At 63.1% G+C, this 19,677-nt stretch carries 19 protein-coding genes and 1 pseudogene; 9 read left to right on the top strand and 11 right to left on the bottom strand.

The window, feature by feature from the left end:
• Position 1: 1 nt before the first annotated feature.
• Genes trbC through RM192_RS19550 form a run of 6 tightly spaced genes read left to right on the top strand, consistent with a single transcriptional unit; the run spans position 2 to position 8,591 of the window.
• Positions 2-766, top strand: a complete 765-nt coding sequence (gene trbC, locus RM192_RS19575; protein WP_311509376.1) for a type-F conjugative transfer system pilin assembly protein TrbC — start codon at positions 2-4, stop codon at positions 764-766.
• A 1-nt stretch (position 767) separates the two neighbouring features.
• Positions 768-2,882, top strand: coding sequence for a conjugal transfer protein TraN (traN, locus tag RM192_RS19570; protein WP_311509375.1), 2,115 nt, complete (start codon positions 768-770; stop codon positions 2,880-2,882).
• 31 nt (positions 2,883-2,913) lie between these two features.
• Positions 2,914-3,249 (top strand): hypothetical protein, encoded by a 336-nt coding sequence (locus RM192_RS19565; protein ID WP_311509374.1) that lies wholly within the window; start codon positions 2,914-2,916, stop codon positions 3,247-3,249.
• Positions 3,246-4,058, top strand: coding sequence for a thioredoxin family protein (locus tag RM192_RS19560; RefSeq protein ID WP_311509373.1), 813 nt, complete (start codon positions 3,246-3,248; stop codon positions 4,056-4,058). The genes RM192_RS19565 and RM192_RS19560 overlap by 4 nt, the downstream gene beginning before the upstream one ends.
• Positions 4,058-5,509 (top strand): conjugal transfer protein TraH, encoded by a 1,452-nt coding sequence (locus tag RM192_RS19555; RefSeq protein WP_311509372.1) that lies wholly within the window; start codon positions 4,058-4,060, stop codon positions 5,507-5,509. The genes RM192_RS19560 and RM192_RS19555 overlap by 1 nt, the downstream gene beginning before the upstream one ends.
• 16 nt (positions 5,510-5,525) lie before the next feature.
• The gene (locus RM192_RS19550) at positions 5,526-8,591 is read left to right on the top strand and encodes a conjugal transfer protein TraG N-terminal domain-containing protein (RefSeq protein ID WP_311509371.1); all 3,066 of its coding nucleotides are present in this window, start codon (positions 5,526-5,528) and stop codon (positions 8,589-8,591) included.
• 4 nt (positions 8,592-8,595) lie between these two features.
• Here the strand turns inward: RM192_RS19550 and RM192_RS19545 are convergent, their stop codons facing one another.
• Positions 8,596-8,790, bottom strand: coding sequence for a hypothetical protein (locus RM192_RS19545; RefSeq protein WP_311509370.1), 195 nt, complete (start codon positions 8,788-8,790; stop codon positions 8,596-8,598).
• A gap of 558 nt (positions 8,791-9,348) precedes the next feature.
• On the opposite strand from RM192_RS19545, the pseudogene RM192_RS19540 reads away from it, so the two are divergent.
• Positions 9,349-9,693 (top strand): annotated as a pseudogene (locus RM192_RS19540) (integrase); the annotation flags it as partial.
• A gap of 100 nt (positions 9,694-9,793) precedes the next feature.
• On the opposite strand, the gene RM192_RS19535 reads toward RM192_RS19540, so the two are convergent.
• From RM192_RS19535 to RM192_RS19525, 3 genes are read right to left on the bottom strand one after another with little or no spacing between them, the layout of a single operon-like run.
• Complete coding sequence (locus tag RM192_RS19535; RefSeq protein ID WP_311509369.1) at positions 9,794-10,927, bottom strand: aminotransferase class I/II-fold pyridoxal phosphate-dependent enzyme; 1,134 nt, start codon at positions 10,925-10,927, stop codon at positions 9,794-9,796.
• A gap of 15 nt (positions 10,928-10,942) precedes the next feature.
• Entirely contained in the window at positions 10,943-11,803 is an 861-nt protein-coding gene (locus tag RM192_RS19530; RefSeq protein WP_311509368.1) for an EamA family transporter, read from the bottom strand.
• On the bottom strand, positions 11,788-12,486 hold the full coding sequence (locus RM192_RS19525) for a phenylalanine--tRNA ligase beta subunit-related protein (RefSeq protein WP_311509367.1): 699 nt from the start codon (positions 12,484-12,486) through the stop codon (positions 11,788-11,790). The genes RM192_RS19530 and RM192_RS19525 overlap by 16 nt, the downstream gene beginning before the upstream one ends.
• Before the next feature lie 34 nt (positions 12,487-12,520).
• Here RM192_RS19525 and RM192_RS19520 point away from each other — a divergent pair, with 34 nt between their 5' ends.
• Positions 12,521-13,159 carry an XRE family transcriptional regulator gene (locus RM192_RS19520; RefSeq protein WP_311509366.1) on the top strand — a complete coding sequence of 213 codons (639 nt, stop codon included), beginning with the start codon at positions 12,521-12,523 and terminating at the stop codon, positions 13,157-13,159.
• A gap of 230 nt (positions 13,160-13,389) precedes the next feature.
• Here RM192_RS19520 and RM192_RS19515 read toward each other — a convergent pair whose 3' ends face one another.
• The gene (locus RM192_RS19515) at positions 13,390-14,013 is read right to left on the bottom strand and encodes an FCD domain-containing protein (RefSeq protein ID WP_311509365.1); all 624 of its coding nucleotides are present in this window, start codon (positions 14,011-14,013) and stop codon (positions 13,390-13,392) included.
• Between the two features lie 226 nt (positions 14,014-14,239).
• Between RM192_RS19515 and RM192_RS19510 the strand changes: the two genes are divergently transcribed.
• The gene (locus RM192_RS19510) at positions 14,240-15,010 is read left to right on the top strand and encodes a GntR family transcriptional regulator (protein WP_311509364.1); all 771 of its coding nucleotides are present in this window, start codon (positions 14,240-14,242) and stop codon (positions 15,008-15,010) included.
• A gap of 6 nt (positions 15,011-15,016) precedes the next feature.
• Here the strand turns inward: RM192_RS19510 and RM192_RS19505 are convergent, their stop codons facing one another.
• The 6 genes from RM192_RS19505 to mobF all read right to left on the bottom strand — a co-directional run bounded on the left by RM192_RS19505 (position 15,017) and on the right by mobF (position 19,677).
• Positions 15,017-15,214, bottom strand: a complete 198-nt coding sequence (locus tag RM192_RS19505; RefSeq protein WP_311509363.1) for a hypothetical protein — start codon at positions 15,212-15,214, stop codon at positions 15,017-15,019.
• Between the two features lie 247 nt (positions 15,215-15,461).
• Complete coding sequence (locus tag RM192_RS19500) at positions 15,462-15,686, bottom strand: DUF5818 domain-containing protein (RefSeq protein WP_311509362.1); 225 nt, start codon at positions 15,684-15,686, stop codon at positions 15,462-15,464.
• A gap of 157 nt (positions 15,687-15,843) precedes the next feature.
• Positions 15,844-16,188, bottom strand: coding sequence for a hypothetical protein (locus RM192_RS19495; protein ID WP_311509361.1), 345 nt, complete (start codon positions 16,186-16,188; stop codon positions 15,844-15,846).
• A gap of 18 nt (positions 16,189-16,206) precedes the next feature.
• Positions 16,207-16,410 carry a hypothetical protein gene (locus RM192_RS19490; RefSeq protein ID WP_010890958.1) on the bottom strand — a complete coding sequence of 68 codons (204 nt, stop codon included), beginning with the start codon at positions 16,408-16,410 and terminating at the stop codon, positions 16,207-16,209.
• Positions 16,400-16,594, bottom strand: a complete 195-nt coding sequence (locus RM192_RS19485; RefSeq protein ID WP_311509360.1) for a hypothetical protein — start codon at positions 16,592-16,594, stop codon at positions 16,400-16,402. The genes RM192_RS19490 and RM192_RS19485 overlap by 11 nt, the downstream gene beginning before the upstream one ends.
• A 38-nt stretch (positions 16,595-16,632) precedes the next feature.
• A complete protein-coding gene (mobF, locus tag RM192_RS19480; protein ID WP_311509359.1) occupies positions 16,633-19,677 on the bottom strand; it encodes a MobF family relaxase in 3,045 nt (1,014 codons plus the stop codon).

Raw genomic sequence — 19,677 nt, 5'->3', positions numbered from 1 at the left:
CATGATCTTCGCGCGCACCCTGTCAAAGGCACGGATAGCTCCGATCGCGGGCTTCCTCGCGCTCACCGCGGTTTCGGCAGCTCTCGCGCAAACGATCGAGGGCATCGATCTCAAGGCGATCAAGGACCGGACTAGCGAAGCCACCGCCGATGCCCAGACGCTTGTCGATGCGGTTGCCGGCAAGGGCGAGGCGCACCGCGGCGAGGCTCAAGATCTGCGGGAGAAGGGCCTGGCCGCCGTCGCCGCGATCGATCCCGCCAGCCTCCCCAAGGGTCCGGATGGCGCGGTTGACTTCGACGAGCTGCTGTCCGGGGCTGCCGCCAATACCCGCGCGCCGATGGGCGAGGGACCGATGTTCATGGTCTTTGCCACCCTGTCGATGCCGCAGGCCTCGCTTACCCGCCTGATCGCCGACACGAGCAAAGCCGGCGGCGTCGTGGTGTTCCGCGGATTTCCGGGCGGCAGCACCAAGGCCTTTGCCGATGGGTTGAAGCGCGTCGTCACCGACGAGGGCCAGGAAGCCCACATCGCCATCGACCCGCGCCTGTTTCGTGCCTTCAAGGTAGAGGCGGCCCCGACCTTTGTCGCCGCGGGGCGCGAATACGAGCTGTGCGCTGGGCTCGACTGCATCAGCGCCATGCCCGATCATGACCGGCTGACCGGCAACGTCACGGTCGAGTTCGCGCTCGAGAGCTTTGCCGGTGGCCGAGGTCCGGGCGCCGGCGTCGCGCGCGTCGCGCTTGCCCAACTGGCGAAGGACCATTGAGATGCTCACGCGTCGCGGTTCAAGCACCGCACTGGCAATCCTGAGCCTGATCGCCGCGACCGGCGCGAGAGGCCAGGTCTACATTCCCCCGCCCGACGATCTCGTCGAACCTCAGCCCGCACTTCCCCCCGCGATCGACCCCGGCGTGCCCGCGCCTGCACCGCCGCCACCTTCCGCGCCCACCGCCATGACTGTGGAAGAGGCCAAGGCCGAGGCGCGCTCCACCGGATCGAGCGTGCGCGGCGCCTACCAGGGCATCACCGATGCGCCGGGCGCTGCCGGGCAGATACCGGGCTATCAGGCGGAATATCCCGGACTCACCCAGTATTACGACAATCCAGGCAACATGTACGCCGACGGCGCGGCTGCCGGGTTCAATAGCGATGCTTACCTTACCGCCAATTCGACCACGCGGCCAACTGTCGATGTCACCCGTGCCGACCTAACCCGCGCGAACACCGTCACCGACGATCCCAATGCCTATCTCCAGGGAGTGAGCGCGGACGGTTCGACCGGCAACTGCGTGCCCCTGCCGCCCAGTCCCGGGACGACCAATACCGCCGAGTGGACCTGCAATGTCGGATCCACTGTCGTAGAACAGCCCAAGACCTGCACCCGCAGCCTCACTGTCGCAGCGTGGAACGAGACGGTCTACCAGTACCTCTGCGTCACAGCCCCAGGATTTCCGGGCTGCGCGGCGCTTGAGGGCAATTCCTTGTGCCATCAGACCGGCACCTTCCCGGTTCCTGAGTACAATCTCACGGTCGACTACTACGACTGCGACAGCGCGGTTACGGATTCCAATATCTACCTGATGGGCACGGTCGCGAAGCCGCCCCCGCCCGATGCCTTCCAGGTCGTGAGCAACGTCTATCGCTGTAACAATGATGGGATCACTGACGCCCTGACCTTCGATCCGGTGACGGGTTTTCCGGTGCAATACGTGAGCGGGCTTCAGCAGTGTGGGGCAATATCGGCGGAGCCGAGCTGCACCCGCACCACCGCCTCCGCGGCAGGGTTGCCCGAACGCCAGCTCTGCAAGACCTGGGACTTCATTGGCGATCCATTCGGGGGAGGGGGCTACCTTACCTGCCTCGAGCCCGCCGCACCCGAAGATGTCTATTCGTGCAGCACAAATGTCGCCAGCATGGTCCCCGAAAGCGTCGTGTCAAAGTGGTTTACGCAGGTTTGGACCGACAATGCCTGCTCGGTCGATCTCGGCACCTGTACGCTGGCTTCCGAGACCTGCACTGCGCCCAATGAAACGCGGCTGATCGATGGCGTGCCGGTCACGCGGGCCTGCTGGGAGACTAGCCTGACCTACCAGTGCCAGACCGTGGTCGGCGGCGGTAATGACTGCGGCAAGCTCGATGCGACGCCGGGCTGCGCTTTCGACCACGAGACCTGCCTCGACGATCCGCCGAGCGGCGACGGCTCGTGCAAGGTGGCCGAGCGGGTCTACAAGTGCCCGATCCCGGGCTCGACGACGCAGCCCGCACAGTACATCTGCGGCGACGACGTCTACTGCGTGAACGGCGACTGCGAGCCGATCGCTCGCGAGGCCTCGGACGAATTCAAGGACGCGGTCGTGGCGCTTAATGCGCTGGGCCAGGCCAATTCCGAGTTCGACGAGTCCACGCTGACCCTGTTCAAGGGCACGGCCGAGAGCTGCGCGCACAAGGTGTTCGGCCTTGCCAATTGCTGCTCAGGCAAGGGCGTACCCTTGCTGACGCCGCTGCTGTGCAGCCCCTCAGAGGTCCTGCTCGACCAGAAGGACGATGCCGGGCTCTGCCACAAGATCGGCACCTACTGCTCGTCGAGCTTCCTCGGCATCTGCCTCACCAAGCGCGACGTCTATTGCTGCTTCCAGTCGAAGATCAGCCGGATACTCCAAGAGCAGGGCCGCCCGCAGCTCGGCAAGACATGGGGCACGCCCAAGACGCCGGTGTGTGATGGGTTCACGATCTTCGAGTTCCAGCAGCTCGACCTCTCGGTGATGAATTTCTCGGAAATCTACGCGGAGTTCGTCGATGCGGCGAAGCTCCCTGACGAAGCCGCCACACTCATCGAAATCCAGGCAAAGATCGAGGCCTACTATGCCGCGCACAAGCCATGACTCTAGCGCCCACGTCATCTCACTCAGCGATGTGGGCGTCGCCACCGACATGACCGTGCTCGAATTCTGCATTGGCATGGCGCTCGCCCGCCGCGGCAGCCTGACGGCGCGCGAGATCGCCGACGAGGTCTCGACCTGGCTCGACAGGCCGGTTCTCTGCCGCGCGCTGAGCGGCCAGCTCAAGGCCATTTCAGCGCGGGGCTGGGCGAGCCTCGAGGCCGGGACCTACACGCTCAGCGAAACAGGAACCGAAGCGCTGCGCGGCTTCTACAGCGCGCTCGTGCGGATGCTCGATGGCGGCCGCCGGCTGCTCGATGTCGCTGTCTTCATGTCACTGATCAAGGAATTCGAGAGGAGCGGATCATGAACCACCGCCAATGCATTGCCCTGCTTGCCGCCTCCAGCCTGACCCTCGTCGCAGCCGCCCCGCTGCACGCCGCGGACGGTGACGGCGTCGAGGTGAGGCAGTCCGAGGACGCGCTGTACTGCAAGGAGCGGAAGCTCGGCACCTGGTTCTACTGCGAGAAGCCCAAAGAGGAGCCCCGCAAGGCAGCCACAGCGCAGCCGCCGGCGCGAGAGCGCCTTGCCGCAATCGGCACGCAGCTTGAGGAACTGAAGGCGCGCGCCATCCTCGAACCGAGCCCGGAGAACGTCACGGCCTATGTGCGCTTCCAGCGCGAGCAGCTCGACCGCTCCTCGATGTTTGCCGACGTCTGGCAGCGGGCGCTGTGGCAGGATCCGGGGCTCGACTACACGCTGCAGCGCCCTGTCTCGACGCTCGGCAAGCGTGCGTGGATCGATGAGCGAAAGTCCGACCGTGACCGCGTCATGGCCAGTCTCTCGCAGCGCTACGGTGTGTTCTACTTCTTCGCCTCGAGCTGCGGGGCTTGCGACATCTTCTCGCCAATCCTCAAAGCCGTCTCGGACAAATACGGGCTTTCGGTGCTCGCGGTTTCGACCGACGGGGGACCTTCGGCGACCTTCTCCGGCTACATGGTCGACAGCGGCCAGTACGAGAAGCTTGGCCTTGGCACCGACCGTCAGGTGCCAGCCCTGGTCCTCTTCGATTCAGTGACCAAGCAGCCGATGCCGATCGGCTACGGCATCCTCAGCCAGGATGAAATCATGGACCGCGTCTTCCAGCTGACGCAGGTCAAGCCCGGGAGCGACTACTAATGCGCCCGCGTGTCGCCGCACGCCTCCAGCAGGTCTCGCGCCGCGTGCTTGGCACTGTGCTCGGCGGCGCCGTGCTGCTTGCTTCGCCCAGTCCCGCCTCAGCCGGAGTCGAGGGTGAGATGCAGAGCTTCATGTCCGACATGGGGGTGCAGGCCAATGTGACAGGCCCCAGCGCCTACCAGGGTCAGTCGGCGGGCTACTATTCGATGGGTTCGGTCTGGTCGCGCTTTCCGCAGAAGAACATCCAGCCCTTCAACATCCAGTTGCCCCACGCGCGGGCCGGGTGCGGCGGCATCGACCTCTTCGCCGGGTCCTTCTCGTTCATCAACACCGCCGAACTCGTTGCGATGTTGAAAGCCACGGCCAACAATGCGCTCGGCTTCGCCTTCAAGCTCGCGATCGACACCATCTCGCCCGAGATTGGCAAGGTCATGGATGAGCTCGCGCAGAAGGTTCAGCAGATGAACCAGATGAACATCTCCTCGTGCGAGACCGCGCAGGCCTTGGTCGGCGGCCTGTGGCCCAAGAGCGATACGGCAAGTTCAGTCATCTGCGAGGCCATCGCCAACAGTCAGGGCGCGGTCTCAGACTGGGCCCGCGCGCGTCAGCAATGCAACAACGGCGGCCAGCGCGAGGCCCTGAAGGGCGCGAATTCCGACCCGGACATGAAGGAACAGGCCGGGATGCCCAACAACTACACCTGGGAAGCGCTCGGCAAGAAATACGGCGGGTTCGACAGCCAGTTCCGCGAGTTCCTCATGACGCTGGTCGGCACGGTGATCTACGATCCCGCCGGCACCGGCGGCAAGCCGCGGGTCCAGTTCATCGGACCTGCCGATCCGGCGCTGATCAGCGCCATGCTTGATGGCACTTCGTCGACGCCGCATAAATACTGGAGCTGCGGCGGCGATACGACCAAGTGCATGACGCCTTCGGAAACCGACATGGTCATCGGGCCCAATGCGGCGATCAAGGCGCGGGTGCGCACGCTCATCGAGAGCATGGCCCTCAAGGTCCGCGATCCCGGCGCCTCGCTGACCCCTGCCGAAATCCAGCTCCTCGGCATGGCGAGCATCCCGGTCTACAAGATCATCACGGTGAGCGCGGCGGCCGAGTTCGGCATCTCCGCGCAGGAGATTAACGACCTCTCCGAAATCGTCGCGGTCGACCTCGTCACCACCATGACCATGCGCTTCATCGATATGGCGGTGAACGCGCGCTCCGACTTCAACGGCGCCGATGTGGACTCATTGCGCGAATGGCGCGAGGGACTTTACGAGACCCGGCGCAATTTTCTCGGGATCGCGGCCCGCACCTCGCAGCGCTTCGACCAGACCTTTGCGCTCATCCAGCGCACGCAGATGCTCGAAAAGACCCTGCGCACCCAGCTTAGCCCTCAGATGTCGGCCGCACTGCGCTTCTCGCGCACGCTTGGCAGCCAGGTCCAGTAGAAGGCGAGGGACAGCGATGCTCGATGTCTTCACGGTCGGGGGCGGCGACTACCTCGTCAACACCTTCAACGCGATCGCCGCCTGGACCGGCTCGGGCGGGTTCAAGTCACTGATCCGCGTCGTCATGGTGATCGGGCTGATCTACGCGCTCCTCATCACCGCCATGGACCTCGACTGGCGGGCCTGGATTCGCTGGTTCATCCAGTCGACGCTGATCTACACCGTACTGATGGTCCCGACCGTGACGGTCAAGGTGACCGACCGGATGAATGCGGGGCTCGCGCCCGCGACAGTCGCCAACGTCCCCATCGGGCTTGCGGCGATGGCCTCGTTCACCAGCCAGGTGAGCGATTACCTCACCCGCACGGCCGAGACGGTCTTCGTCATGCCGGCCGCGCTCAACTACTCGACCGGCGGCTTCGTTTATGGCGCACGGATGTGGGACAAGGCGCGCGGCTTCGAGATCCGCGATCCGGTGTTCAAGGCCAACCTCGATGGCTATCTCAAACAGTGCGCATATTACGACATTCTGCTCGGCACCAAGAGCCTCAAGTTGCTGAGCGAAGCGCCCGAGCTTTGGGCCGAACTCGGGGTCAACGCCGCGACCAACCGCGGCATGAAGTACCTGACCGATACCGGCGCCGGCACTGTCGACATTGAGGGCAAGACCTGCGCCGAAGCCTGGACGCTGCTCAACAATCAGTGGGACGCCCAGATCAACGCCTATGCGCTGCCGTTTGCGCATTCGATGTATCCCAAGCTCACCGAAGCCGCGGCAGGAGCGAAGCTCGCCAATGACGTGCCGGTGGTCTCGCAATTGCTGACCGGGACGGCAATGACCCGGAACCAGTTCTTCAAGCAGAAGAGCATGGTCGATGCCTTCGAAGCCGCCCAGCTCGACTTCGGCAATGCCGACGCCGATTCCTTCGCGCTCCAGCGCGCCGATACCCAGACCCGCAACGCAATGACCACCGCGGCCGAGCAGGGTCTGATCTGGATTCCGGTGCTCGGCGTGGTCCTGACCGTGGTGTTCTACGCGCTCTTCCCGATCGTTTTTCCATTGCTGCTGTTCCCGCGCACCGGGATCGCGACCCTTAAGGGCTACTTCTCGGGCTTCTTCTATCTCGCGGCCTGGGGGCCGATCTACGTTCTCATCCACTCGTTCATCATGGACCGGCTCGCCTCCCAGACCGCCGCGGTCTCTGGCGGCAGCGTGACCCTCGCCAATTGGGCCGGGATCGATGCGGTCAACCAGGACGTCGCCACGATGGCGGGGTTCCTGATGCTGTCGGTGCCGATGCTGGCGCTGATGGTCATGCGCGGGACCATGTCGGTGGCGAACAACCTTGGTTCGATGCTTGCTCCGGTCCAGGCAGGTTCGGATGCGGCCGCGCTCGAGCGCACCACCGGCAATTACGCCTACGGCGATGTCAGCTACGGCAATCTCAATAGCGAGAACCGCCAGACCTCGCAGTGGAATCAGGCGCCGAACCTCATGTCGGGCGCGGCGCATTCGGGCCTCCGCGAGGCGGATGGGCGCATGTTCAACGAATATGGCTCAGGCCATTCGGTCATCGACACCAACGCCGCAATCTCGCAGCTACCGTTCAAACCCACCATGACGAGCGGCTATGCGACCGATCTCAGATCGCAAGGCCAATGGTATTTGAGTGAGGCCGATAAGATCGAGAACGGCACCTCGAGCAGCTGGACCAGCTCGAAGGGACAGTTCGGCAATGCTGTCACCGCGATCAACGATGTCACGGGGGCCCGGCGCGAAAGCGGTTCGCGCGCCTCGGATACCCACAATGTCGGCGGCAACGTGGTCGTCGAAGGGGCGAAGGGGAGCTCGACCCGCGAGGTCACCAACAACGATCTGATCCTCCGCGAGGGCAATAGCCGCAACTACTCGGACTTCGAGAACCGAACCTTTGGATCCTCGCTTGGACTGGGCGGTCGCTTGAGTGGTGGCACGCCCGGAGCGACAGAAGGTGGAGCCGACGCAAAGGGTGGGAAGGGGACAGGTCTTTCGGGATCGCTCAGCGTCAATGCGTACGGTAGAAAAGACTGGGGCGAGGATTCTCGGGCATCTTCGGAACGTTCCGCAACGAACCAAACCACGCGCGGCACCGACAAGTCCGACGAGACCAGCGACCGGGTGGTCATAAGCGGTTCGAGTGGCGATATCCAGTCTTCCGGCACCTACAGCCAGAGCTCGGACTACGCCGACCATAGCCGCTCGCACACCAGCACCGACGGCAACGACTGGCGCGTCGCCGAGGCCGAGGAACGCCGTGCGGCCGCTGCCCGCTATCGCGAGATCGGCAGCCGGATGATGTCGGAGGCGAGCTACGCCGAAAGCCACGGCTTCCAGATCTCGAGCGACATGTCGAACCTGATCCAGGACCGCTACGAAACGCTCCAACGCGATCATCCCGAGTGGCATTTGCCCGATCTCTCCAACCCGCGGCTCGACTATCGGGATGTCACGCGCCGCGACCAGGCGATCACCTACCTCTTGGACGATTTGATGGGTGACTTGCGGGCGCACCGGATCAACGAGCTCAGCGACGTTGCAGGGATTGCCGGATCGGGATCGCTCGGCACCAATGTCGGTCTCGGCATGCCGCAGACGCTGGCATTGCCGACTTCATCTCGCGTAGAAGGGCTTGTCCCATCGCCGTTGGAAGGGGGCACGCTGCTCGCGGTGCCCGACGGTCCGGTCGACGGCGCAGCCCTTGCGCGCGATCTCGGCATCAAAGTCAAACCCGGCGCGCGGCTTGGCCATATGGACGGCGACCTGGTTCCGGCGATGGGCGCGGTTGCCGAGGAAGCCCGGTCACTCGGCCTGCCAACCCCGGTGGTCACGTCCGGCAATGACAGCAGCCAACACATGGCTGGATCAGCCCATTACGACGATCGGGCGCTAGACTTCAGGGGCAACAACATCTCCGATGAGCAAGGAGAGCGCTGGGCCTCGCTGGTTCGGTCACGGCTTGGCGACGGATACGCTGTAAACTTTGAGCGGTTCCCGGACGAACCAGCTCGAGACCACCTGCACGTAGCGAAGCGCAAAAGCTGACCCGCTAGCCGAATACCCGAGCCTCAAAGGCGAAGAAGATCAGAAACGAAATTGCGAGGACGAAAAACACGATCGTGTTAGGTTCTAAGCTGAACGATCCAGAGCCAACGCTCGATGGGAGTTCGCCAGTCACAGGATCTGCATCCGCCCCTTTGGCGAAGATCGGCATTCCATCCAGTCCGAAACGATCATGATCCATCGAGTGTCTCCTCGCCCTGGCCATGACTACCCCAAACGGACTGAATTTTCAATCATGTGCCAGGAACAGGTCGAGCCCCCCGCGTAAAGGCCGCACCCACTCCCCTCGCAGCGCAAACGCGCTGAGAACCAAGCTGGAGGTGCCCGGATGGCTCTCGATCCGCGCCGCGCCTGCCCGGCGGATCTGCGCCGTTGCTTCCTCGGCATGAAACGACACGGCGTCCCGCGCACGCAGCGTGTCCCCGGCCTTACATGTAGGCGGCTAGGCGGTCATGCTTAATCAACAAGCAGCGCGCTTCGTCAATGGCGTCCGTCGAAAAGGACCATAAATTTATTCTCCTGCCGAGCGTCGCGAATGACAAGAAGTGGGACTTAGCCGCCGTTCCCTTGCGACGCGTTGAGCGGCAGGTTCATCACCAAAAGCCGACGCTCGTCGAACGCGTGCTTGGGCAAGAACCGCGACCGCAACCGGTCGGCAGGAGCCTCGCAGCATTTCCACACTGGGTCGGCAGGCGTTCTTCAGATGGCCAATTCAGGCCTTTGGAGAATGAACATGAAAATGACCGAAACCGAAACCGAGCTTCGATCAGCCAAGCGTCAGGTCTGGAATGCAGAGCGCACCGTAGGAGCGAAACGGGCGCTGAAGCCGAATCAAATATGGGAGATCAGATTCTACCTAAATCAACGCCGCCGCTTGCGAGAACGGGCCTTGTTCGACCTCGCCATCGACAGCAAGCTGCGTGGCTGCGACCTCGTGCCGATGAAAATCGGCGACCTTGTCAGCGGTGAGCAGATCCGAACGCGCGCGATTGTCATGCAGCAGAAAACTGCAATGCCTGTTCAATTCGAACTGCTCCCCGACGCCCGGAACAGCCTTTTTGCGTGGCTTGAACGCCGCGGTGGCGCGAGCGCAACTGGACGGTTCTCCCGATTTTCTCAGGGACGGCATCGCAAATCTCTGCAATCCCGCGATCAGATTGCACCGAGAAGTCGGTGTGAGGCGCTCAACCCAGGCTGTCTAATGCACATGTCAGATCAGCGATCAGGTCGTCGTGGTGCTCAAGCCCCACCGACAGGCGCAGCAGACCTTCCGGTGCCATCGTGTTCGGTCCTTCGACGGACGCCCGGTGCTCGATCAACGTATGTGTGCCACCCAGACTCGTCGCCCGGGTGATCAGACGCAGGTTTGCAGCGACTTGCATCGCTTCAGCATGACCTCCTTTGACAACGAACGCAAGCATTCCCCCAAAATCGCGCATCTGGCGCGATGCGATGGCATGTCCTGGATCGCTGGGGAGCCCAGGATAATAGATCGCGTCGATTCTCGCATGGCCAGCCAGATACTGGGCAATTTCGCGGGCATTCTCGCAATGGACACGCATGCGGGCTGGCAGCGTCTGCAACCCTCTCAACGCAAGCCAGCAGTCGAAAGGCGACGGGATCGACCCTTTGTGCTTCTGGATGGCCCGAAGCGATTCTGCCTGTGCGCCATCCGCCTTGACCACCACAGCGCCTATCATCACATCGCTGTGCCCGCCTACATATTTGGTTAGCGAATGCACCACGATATCGGCGCCAAGCTCAAGCGGCTTTTGCAGCAGTGGGGTTGCCCAAGTGTTGTCGACCGCCACAAGCGCACCTGATTGACGCGCGATTTTCGCGACAGCAACAATGTCTGCGACCTTGATGAGCGGATTGGAGGGCGTTTCGATCCAGACCAGGCCGGTCGGCTCGCTGCAGGCTGCCTCGACGGCTGCAAGGTCGGTCATGTCGATCGCAGTCCAAGCGAACCTCCGGCCAATGTCTGTTTCATCGATCAGCGAACGAATGCCAAAATACATGTCGTCAGGCAGGACCAAGCGTTGCGGTTTGTCGCTCGGCAGGCTCTCGATGGCAGCGCAGATTGCCGCCATGCCCGAAGCGAAGGTGATCGCGCTGGCCCCACCTTCCAGCACGGCGAGGCAGGTTTCGAGGCTGCGTCTGTTGGGATTGTTGTCCCGCCCATATTCGAAGCCACTGGAAAAAGAACCATCACCTGCACGTTCGAAAGTAGTGGAAAGGCAGATGGGTGTAGCAATGGCACCGCTGGCGGGATCGACCGATTGACCGGCGTGAATGGCAATGGTTTCGGGACGCATGGTTGAACTCCTGCCTCAAGTGGATTGGGTGATGGCCATGACGGCAAGTCCCGCCATGGCGAGGCCGCAATGTTGGCTCGGTGACAGCCGTTCGCGCAGCACGATGGCTGCAAGGATTATGGTAACCGCTGGGTATAAAGAGGCGAGCGTTGCTGCGTTTGCCAGACTTCCGAGGCGCATCGCCGCCAGCAGGCAGATCGTAGCGGTGGCGTCCCAAACACCAGCCATGAACGTCCCCACCAAGGTCCAGCCACGCAGCCTGCCTTGACCCGCAAAAGCACCACTCGCAGCAAGAACCGCTGCTGTCGTTCCCGCACAAGTTCCGCGCGCGATGAGGGCTGGCATCACTCCCCCGCTAGCGGCTTGCGAAAGGCAGATCATGAACATGGCGACGCCAAACCCTGCGGCGACAGCGCCAAGCAATGATTTGGAGACTATCGGACCCAGTTCTCTAGCCGAGGGCTCCCGGCTGATCAAAATGAGTGCCGGGACGGCCGCAGCAATACCGGCCAGCGCCAGAAGCCCGGGCATGGGACCTGTCGCCATCGTTACCAGAACAGGAAGTGCAATCGCGAGCAATGCGGTCACCGGAGCCACGACTGCCATCTGCCCTTCAGCCAGAGCCTTGTAGAGAAGGCAGATCCCGGCAGCCTCACCCACTCCGGCGCCGAGGCTCCATCCAAATGCATGTTGATCAACGGAGCCACCTTGAACAAATGCCATCGCCGTCAATGGCAGAAGGCCGCTCAATTGGGACATAAGCGCAACCTGCCCCCATGTGGTGCGCCGTGCCGAAAGGCCGCCCAAAAAGTCGCCTCCGCCAAAAGCCAGAGCGGCAAGTAACCCGAATATCCACGCCATCAGAATGCGGTCCATCCGGATTGATCGATCAATCCTTGCGCAATCTTTGCGCCTGGATGGAGTTGCCGCAAGCCGTCGATCAAGTCTTGACCCGCAGCTCGCAGGGCATCGATCGGCATCGGCTCTAGCCGTTCGAGCACGAACCAGACGGCGGTGGTCTTTTCGCTGATCCGCGTGCGCACGCCCTGTCGCCAATTCCAGCGGCGACAAGTTACGCCCAGGTCATCGCGCCAGACCACTTCGCCTTGATCGACCTGTTCCATCTTGGCCTTGCCATCGGCCATGGTATCAAACGGCTCACCCCCAAGCGCACGGATCAGGCGTGGCTGCCCCTTAAAAAGCGCGGCATCTTCGCCGCCCACAGGCACGGCATGGCGCAGGCTGATCGCGTTGTAGAGATCGACGATGGCATTGATGGCCGGAACGCTGCCGCTGCGCTCCACCCGGTTGCGTAGCGCTTCGGCCGAGCTTGGCGTGCGTTGCGGTTTGGCGCCGAATCCACGATAGGCGTGACGCCAGGCATCAAAGTGACTTTCGGCCCAGGGAAGCGAGCACGGCACCGCGACCGGCTCGGCAGTGGGGCGATTGACAAGGCCCGAGGCGGAGACGCTCAACGCCGCGAAATCTGGGCGGAGTGCAAATATCGCATCGGCAATGATCGGCTCGACAAACATGGTGTAATCGGCTCCCAAGGCCATTGACGGTTGGCCTGCATAAGGCCACCTTGAACCAATGACCGATAAAGTCAATATAATGACCGAGGCAACTGAGCGCCTCGAAGCGCAAGGGCGAGATCTTGCCGATGCCATGCATCTGGCATTGGCGGGGCGCATCGCAGCTTTGCGCCGTCAGCGCGACATGTCGTTCGACCAGCTCGCCAGCCAGTGCGGGATCAGCAAGGGCATGGTCGTTGCGATCGAACAGGGCAAAGCCAATCCCAGCATTGCAACGCTTTGCCGTCTGGCTGCCGGATTGCGGCTGTCGGTCACTGATTTGCTGGATTTGTCGCAAGCAGTGCCCAGCCGTTTGCAGATCATTCCACCCGATGGCGCGCGCGAACTGTGGCGCGGTCCGAACGGGGGATCGGCGATTCTGCTGGTTGGTTCCGATGGGCCCGACATGCTGGAGCAATGGATCTGGACACTTTTCCCCGGAGAGCGTTTCGATGGGGACAGCCACTCGGCGGGAACACAGGAACTGCTTCACGTGCTCGATGGCTCGCTACTGGTCGAGATTGAAGGGAATGGAGAGATCTTGCCACAAGGTGCATCAGCCCACGCGCGCACCGACTGCCCCCATGCCTATGCTTGCAATGGCACAGAACCAGTGCGCTTTGTCATGACAGTGTGGGAACCTGGCAGGCGTCCTTGAAATAGGTCGGCACCTCACTGCGCCAGCGCGATTGATCTGAAGGTATCAGCAGGGCGATCAGCCAGCGGCCAAACTCTGGAATGTTAACGCCTTCCGCCTGATCGCTTCATTTCACCCGAACGACCGCAGTTGCGAGCAGCAGTCGCTCGCGAACGATTGGGGGAACGGCGTAAGGTGGTCGAATGTTGCCGGCTCATTCGCCACGTCGCTCAATTCTGTCCAAACGAAACTCACGTACAATTGTCTACGGGATAGCTCTCGACCCTTGCAGCGCCTGCGCGGCGGATCTGCGCCGCTGCTTCCTCGACATGAAACGACACGGCATCGCGCGCGCGCAGCGTATCACCGGCCTTCATGTATGTGACCAGGCGGTCATGTTCGATAAGCGAGCTGCGTGCCTCGTCGAGTTGGAAGTAGTTGGCCCCGGCGATCCAGACCGCCGGCGGGATGGCCTTGGCGTAGGTGGCAAAGGCGGCCCGATTGCCGCTCAAGCGGACGAGTTCGAGATGCCATTGGTAATCGAGAAAGGCGCCCTGCAGCAGGTTATCGGCCTGTGTCTCGTAGGATTTGAGGGCGGCATTGATGTCCTCAAGGCAAGAAAAATCGGCCTTGCCGTGGAGTGCAGCTACCTCAGAGGCGGCCAGCACCTGAATGGCCCCGGCGAGCGCCAGATGCTCGACGATGCGCTCGATCGTCCAGTCGACAATGGTGAAACGGCCATGGTCGCGAACAACCAGGCCGAGGACGATGAGCTCCTGGACGAAGCATGACGCATCGTCCGCAGCGAGATCCTGAAAGCCGGGGAGCTGTCCGGGGTCGTCATAGCGCTGCCGCTTGCGTGGCTCGCGAAGCAAAGCGAAGACATGCCTCGCCGGGCAGGCAATCTTTCGCAGGTCTGGCAACTTCGTTTTCGCCACCGATGTCCCAACTAGCCCGCTGATGACAAAGTCCGGATAATCCGAACCATCCGGATTCGGAAATCAAATCGAAATTGTGCTAGGTTCACCGCAATGATGCGGCGGGCAAGAACTCGCCCACAAGGGAGGTCGATTGACCAGAGCGCAGTCTCTTTCTGAACTCATGTTCCTCGAAATCAGGTTCGGGATCCTGTCCGCGCGCTATCTGCCCGGACAGGTGATTGCGAAAGCGGACGTGGCCGAAGTCTATGCGAGCCGTCCGGTCGCAGTCGCTGAAGTGCTGGGTGCTCTCGCCCATGAAGGCTACCTTACCCGCCAGGGGCGGAGTGGGTTTGTGGTGCGCACTTGGGGCCATGAAGAGGTCGAGGATCTCTTCGAGATGCGGGCCAACTTTGAAGGTCTGGCCGCCTTCCGGGCCGCTGAGCGCGCGACCGCTGCCGAGATTTCATTGCTGACCGCGCTTTCGGCGGAAGCGCGCGAACCACCACCCGGTGATCCCGAAGCGCTTGAACGTGTGGTCCTCGAGAACCTGCGCTTCCACATCGAGGTGATGCGCATGTCCCGCATTCCGCAGATACCCGACATGGCGCGCATGGTCCTGCCCAACGCGCTCCATCGCCGGATTGCCTGGTCGCAGCGGGCCGACGAGGCCGAGGAGTCCTTCCGAATGCACCAGAAGATCGCGGCCGCCATTTGCGACCGTTCAGCGTCGATGGCGCGGCTGTTGATGCGCGAAGACATCTATTCTTCGCGCGAAAGCGTGCTTGCCGCGATTGAGTCCCTTGCGGATCATGAGGCCGCGGATGTGGCGACGATTGTCCGGTTTGGGCCGACGTTTGAACTGGACGGCAGGACCTACGGGCAAGGGACGCGTGAAGCCGGAGCCGACGGCCGGGTCATCCCGTTCGGCGTGCCGGCGGGCAATCTCAAGTAGGTGGGCTCAGCCTGGCTTGGGGGATTGCACGGCATTGCCGCGCTCGTCCGGCAGGTTTGCCCGGTCGGCCTGCAACTGCTCGATCACGCTTAGCATCATGGCCGAGGCCTGGTGGAGCCCGGCGGCATTGAGCACGTTGAGGAAGTCCTGGGCATCGGCGGTGATCAGGTCGAGCGTACTTCGATCGATCAGCAATCGCTGCATTTGCATCAAGCCGCCCCCGAAGCCTTTATCCTCGCAAACGATTGTTCAAACGCAATAATCTGTCAATATTTCACCAGGTTAAATTTGCCGAATAATGGCTCTGAAATGGTGCGAGTTAGGTATGTGTCTGTAACGGCGAGCCGTTTGACTAAGCGAAAGCAATTTCGCCGCCTCTGAACCGTAATACTCGACTTGTGCACACGCGTCCCAGGATCCAGCGCGGACGTGCCGACTTTGCGGACCGTATTTATTCAATCTGGCCCAATTGCCTGCAGAACTCGACATCGATCCGGTCGGGCTGAATGATCTTGCCGCGAACACTGACCAGTCCCTCGAGACCATCGGGCACCGGGTCGTCGCCAAAATGCAATCGCCAGGCCACGCCGTCCGCATCGCGCAGGATCGGTCCCCGCGCGCCCGCTTCAATGGTTCCCGTAATGGTGTTGGCCGAGCCGCGCGCAGGAAGGTTCATTGGACAAATCAAAATGAGTTAAGGGAAGTAATGTGCCAGCACAGGCTGCGATGGACGCATGTCGTCTAGCAGGGCTCGCCGCCCAATTACAGCCGGGATAGTCGGCGGGAAAACGGCGCGGTCCGGTGGGAGGTGGCCCGGACCGCGCCGCACCCCGTCAGGCGTAGACTGCGGGTTCGATGCACTCGGGGCAGTCGGCCTTGCGCTCCTTGCTGACGGAATGGTGATGGACCTCGGCGTCCTTGTCAGGGCAGTCCGAGCACAGCCCATTGGCTTCAATTTGGGCGTCCGGCGCGGCTTGCTTGGCATCCCGCTTGCGCGCCTCGAGTTCCTCGCGCAGCCGGGCCAGACCTTGGCGAGCCTGTTCACCCATCGCCTGGCGATCGGCCGATCGCTGGGCAGCCGCAGGGGCAGGCGGCGCCGAAAGGCTTGCCTCAGAGGCGAGGGCAGGGGTGGCCGCGGCGGCGAGCATGGCCGCGATCAGGCAGAAACAAGGCTTCATCTTCAGTCTCCTTGGTTGTCAGAAAAAGCCGGTCCGGCGACCGAACGAGAGGTCGGCTTGCGATGAATCCCCGAGCGCCGACCGGCGCACGCTCAGGGTGACACCCCGCTTGCCGCGGGCGCGGAAGTGGAGATCTGATGGATCGATGTTGTTGCGTTCGGCCCAGTCCTGCGCATCGCGCTCGCTGGCAAAGTCGCCGATTTCATCATGCTCATAGGCCATGATCAGTCTCCTGATTGTGGGACAACGGGTTGGGGCAGGTCGCTTTGGCAAGGCAGGCGACAATGCTCGACGCCAGGGTGACCGCGGCCATCGCCGCGAGCGCCAGGCCGCGCACCGAAGGCTCGGAAGACAAGAAGACCAGGACCGCGAGCCAGACGAGGGTGGCATGGGCGCGGTCGAACACGCGGGCCGCAGCCTCAGGAGAAACGGTGAACCGCGCCCTCACAGGTCGAGCCCCAGCGATTTTTCAGGGACGGGAAGCTGCCGCACCGGGGCTTGCGGCGCAGGTCCCAGCACCGCATCGAGCTTGGCCTTGAGCTCGGGACTCATCCTGAGTTCGGGCACTTGCCTGCTATCGATAGGATTGGCATGGCGTGGTTCCACCTCGACCTTGCCGGTCACTTCGAGCGCGGAGGTCTTGTTGCCGGGGGTGCGGTCGAGCTGCTGCTTCAGGGAATCGAGGTTGTTGGTGACGACCACCATGTCGTCGGTCGCTCGCGTATTGAGGACATTTTGCGTGCGCTGGGTCGCGAGATTGCGCTGGGCAGATGAGATAACCTCGATCGCCTCGGGCTTGGTCATCCCCTGCGCCATGTGGGCATTGAGCGCATAGCCAAGGTCGAGGCGGCGCAGCATCGGATCGCTGGGGGCGAGGACCAGTTGCCGCTTGTCGGCGAGCTCCACGCGGATTCCTTCTGCGCGGGCTTCGAGGACGGTGGCGTAGGTCGATTTGGCGATGTCGCGGCCCGCGTCCTTGTCGCGCCAGAACACGGTCTCGCCGTCGTGAACCCTTATCTGCTTCTGCTCGTAAAGCCCGAGCCGGTCGAAGCGGTGGTCCGGGTTGATCCGGTCGGGGTCGATGACCTTGCGCTTGCCATCGCGCTCGAGCACGACCTTGCCGTCCTTGCGCACCTCGCTCACCTGATACTCACCGCGCCCGAGGCCGACCTCGCGCACATCCATCCGCGCTTCGACAACCTGGCCTGTCCGGTAGGTAGAGGCGAAGCGCAGTTCCTCGCGCGTCGCATTGGCGCTCTGCAGGGTGGTGAGGGCGACGCCAGCGCCGGTGAGGGTGCCCTCCTTGAGCAGCCCCACCTGAACCCGCGTGTTGATCTCGGCGCGGTCGTCGCGCCCGGCGGTGAAGATCGCGGTCGCCTCGCGCTTCTCGGGCGTCAGCGACAACCACAGATCGGCGGCGCGCGCGACATGGTCCGGTCCGGCTTCGATAACCCGGCCGTGCGCCGCGAGCAATTCGAGGGCGAGACCGGTGTGCCCCTCGTTCGAGAGCCCGGCAACGGCAAGCAGGAGCGGAGAGTTTTTCTGGCGAATGTTCTCGTCCATCCGCACGGTCGCTTGGCCTGAAGCCTGCGACACCGCGAACATCTTGCCCTGCTCGATCGCCGAGAGCTGCTGGCGGTCACCCATGAACGGCGCCTTGGCGAGGTCGAGTTGCTCGGCGAGCGTCGTCAGGCGCAGCATGTCGCGCGAGGAGACCATCGAACTTTCGTCGGTGATGATGACGGTGTTGGCGAGCGCTGCCTTGGCCGCCTCGAATCGCTCGCCGGACCCGGCTGCCGCAGCCGAGGCATAGGTGCTGAGGAACCGGGCGATCGTATAGGCCTCAATCCCCGCCGCGCGCATCTGGTCGGCGGACATGCCCTGGCCCCCGCCACCTCGCAGATCGGCGACCATCTTGTTCTGGAAAGCGAGGCCGACCAGCTTGATCCCTTGCGCGTCCAGGACCTTGTCGAGCGCGCCGAGCAGCGTCGATTTGCCCGCACCGGCGACGCCTTGGACATTGAGGAAACGGTCGCCGCCGGAGAGGATCGCGACGCCCGCGGCAAGTTGGCCTTCATTCAATTGCCAGGTGTCGACCCCGGCGCGCTCGCGCCCCAGTTCGCGCGCCGCTTCCTGCAGCCGCGCCATCGCCGCCTCGGGCGGCATGAATACGCAGCCTGCCCCGTGCCCCCTCTCGATCGTATCGAGGATCCGCTGTTCCATTGCCAATGCCGCCGGCGTCGTGACGAGGTCGAAGTGCCCGTCGAGCCGGTCGGATCTGCCGGGGATCAGGTGGCCATCGCGCACGAGTTCGCCAATGCGCTGGACCACCGCGCCACCCTCGAGCCCCTTGATCTGGAACCCCAGAGCGCTCGCCAGGATCGCTTGGCGAGAGAAGGCGGCTTCGCGCTCGGAGAGATGGCGGATGGCCGAAGCTGTCGCGTGCTGGGCCTTGATCGTTTCGGCGGGCAGGAAGAGGGCCGCCGCGCCGCTCACTGCAAGCGGGCTCGGCGTGCGCAGCGCCGCATTGATCCGGGTGGCGACTTCGCCGATCGCCGCCGTGGCGGTTTCCCGAAACGTGGGCCGGGCCTGCACATCCGCGCGTGCCTTGGCTTCGGCCACCAGGCCCTTGCCATCAAACCCCAGTTCGGCGGCGCGTTTCTGCCAGCCTTCAACAAGCGTGCCGCGATCCTCGGGCACCAGTTTGGGATCGCGGGTATAGAGCGTGATCTGCTTCTTGGTCGCGAGGCTGGTGGCGCCGGTTTCGGCGATCTTGGCCTCGATCTCGTTGGCCCGGGTCGAGAAGGCCTTGATGACCTCGGCGGGCACACCCTTGATCTCGAACGAGCCATGCTTGCCGGCGGCATCGGTCTCGTAGCCGAGCTTCTGCAACTGGGCGCGGAATGCGGCGTGGTAGAACTGGCCGATTGTGGTGTTGTTCTTCCAAATTTCGCCATTCCACAGCGCCTTCCAGGTGCCTTTGGGATCGCGGGTCAGGTTGGCGACGACGGCATGGATGTGCCCCTGCGGATCGAGCGCGCGGCTCGTGTCATGGGCGAACAGGGCATAGACCAGATTGCCCGTCTTCTGGGGCTCGCCGCTACGGCTGCGCTCGTAGTTCCGGCTCTCGGCAAACTGCTTTTCGACCAGCTGCGACATGGTCGATTTGACTGCGGCAAGGTGGGCATCGAGGATCCGCCGATCGCCGCTGACGAGCGCCAGGATCGACGCAGACTTGGGCATTGAGAAGGTGAGATCGAGACCGAGCCGCCGGCCTTCGACCTGCCCGATCATCTCCCCATCGGCCAGGCGCCCATTGAGGATGCCCTCGAACTGATCCCGCTCGACTTGGCCCTCTAGCCCGAGTGCGCGCGCACCCTCGCCGCCCCAGACCCCAGCTTCCGCGTTCTCCTCAGGCGTGTAGTAGTTGTCGCTCGCGAAATAGTCGGCTGCGCCGCTCGACGACCGGACGGATGCGATGGAGTGCAT

Origin of the sequence: Novosphingobium sp. MMS21-SN21R (assembly GCF_031846015.1) — a bacterium.
Taxonomy (GTDB): domain Bacteria; phylum Pseudomonadota; class Alphaproteobacteria; order Sphingomonadales; family Sphingomonadaceae; genus Novosphingobium.
The sequence above is the reverse complement of the archived record's forward strand: the minus strand, read 5'-3'. Positions and strand labels throughout refer to the sequence as shown.

Coding starts and splice junctions, on each gene's coding strand:
- trbC (WP_311509376.1), top strand. CDS start 2: ATGATCTTCGCGCGCACCCTGTCAAAGGCACGGATAGCTCCGATCGCG.
- traN (WP_311509375.1), top strand. CDS start 768: ATGCTCACGCGTCGCGGTTCAAGCACCGCACTGGCAATCCTGAGCCTG.
- RM192_RS19560 (WP_311509373.1), top strand. CDS start 3,246: ATGAACCACCGCCAATGCATTGCCCTGCTTGCCGCCTCCAGCCTGACC.
- RM192_RS19555 (WP_311509372.1), top strand. CDS start 4,058: ATGCGCCCGCGTGTCGCCGCACGCCTCCAGCAGGTCTCGCGCCGCGTG.
- RM192_RS19550 (WP_311509371.1), top strand. CDS start 5,526: ATGCTCGATGTCTTCACGGTCGGGGGCGGCGACTACCTCGTCAACACC.
- RM192_RS19545 (WP_311509370.1), bottom strand. CDS start 8,790: ATGGATCATGATCGTTTCGGACTGGATGGAATGCCGATCTTCGCCAAA.
- RM192_RS19535 (WP_311509369.1), bottom strand. CDS start 10,927: ATGCGTCCCGAAACCATTGCCATTCACGCCGGTCAATCGGTCGATCCC.
- RM192_RS19530 (WP_311509368.1), bottom strand. CDS start 11,803: ATGGACCGCATTCTGATGGCGTGGATATTCGGGTTACTTGCCGCTCTG.
- RM192_RS19525 (WP_311509367.1), bottom strand. CDS start 12,486: ATGGCCTTGGGAGCCGATTACACCATGTTTGTCGAGCCGATCATTGCC.
- RM192_RS19520 (WP_311509366.1), top strand. CDS start 12,521: ATGACCGATAAAGTCAATATAATGACCGAGGCAACTGAGCGCCTCGAA.
- RM192_RS19510 (WP_311509364.1), top strand. CDS start 14,240: ATGTTCCTCGAAATCAGGTTCGGGATCCTGTCCGCGCGCTATCTGCCC.
- RM192_RS19505 (WP_311509363.1), bottom strand. CDS start 15,214: ATGCAGCGATTGCTGATCGATCGAAGTACGCTCGACCTGATCACCGCC.
- RM192_RS19500 (WP_311509362.1), bottom strand. CDS start 15,686: ATGAACCTTCCTGCGCGCGGCTCGGCCAACACCATTACGGGAACCATT.
- RM192_RS19495 (WP_311509361.1), bottom strand. CDS start 16,188: ATGAAGCCTTGTTTCTGCCTGATCGCGGCCATGCTCGCCGCCGCGGCC.
- RM192_RS19490 (WP_010890958.1), bottom strand. CDS start 16,410: ATGGCCTATGAGCATGATGAAATCGGCGACTTTGCCAGCGAGCGCGAT.
- mobF (WP_311509359.1), bottom strand. CDS start 19,677: ATGCACTCCATCGCATCCGTCCGGTCGTCGAGCGGCGCAGCCGACTAT.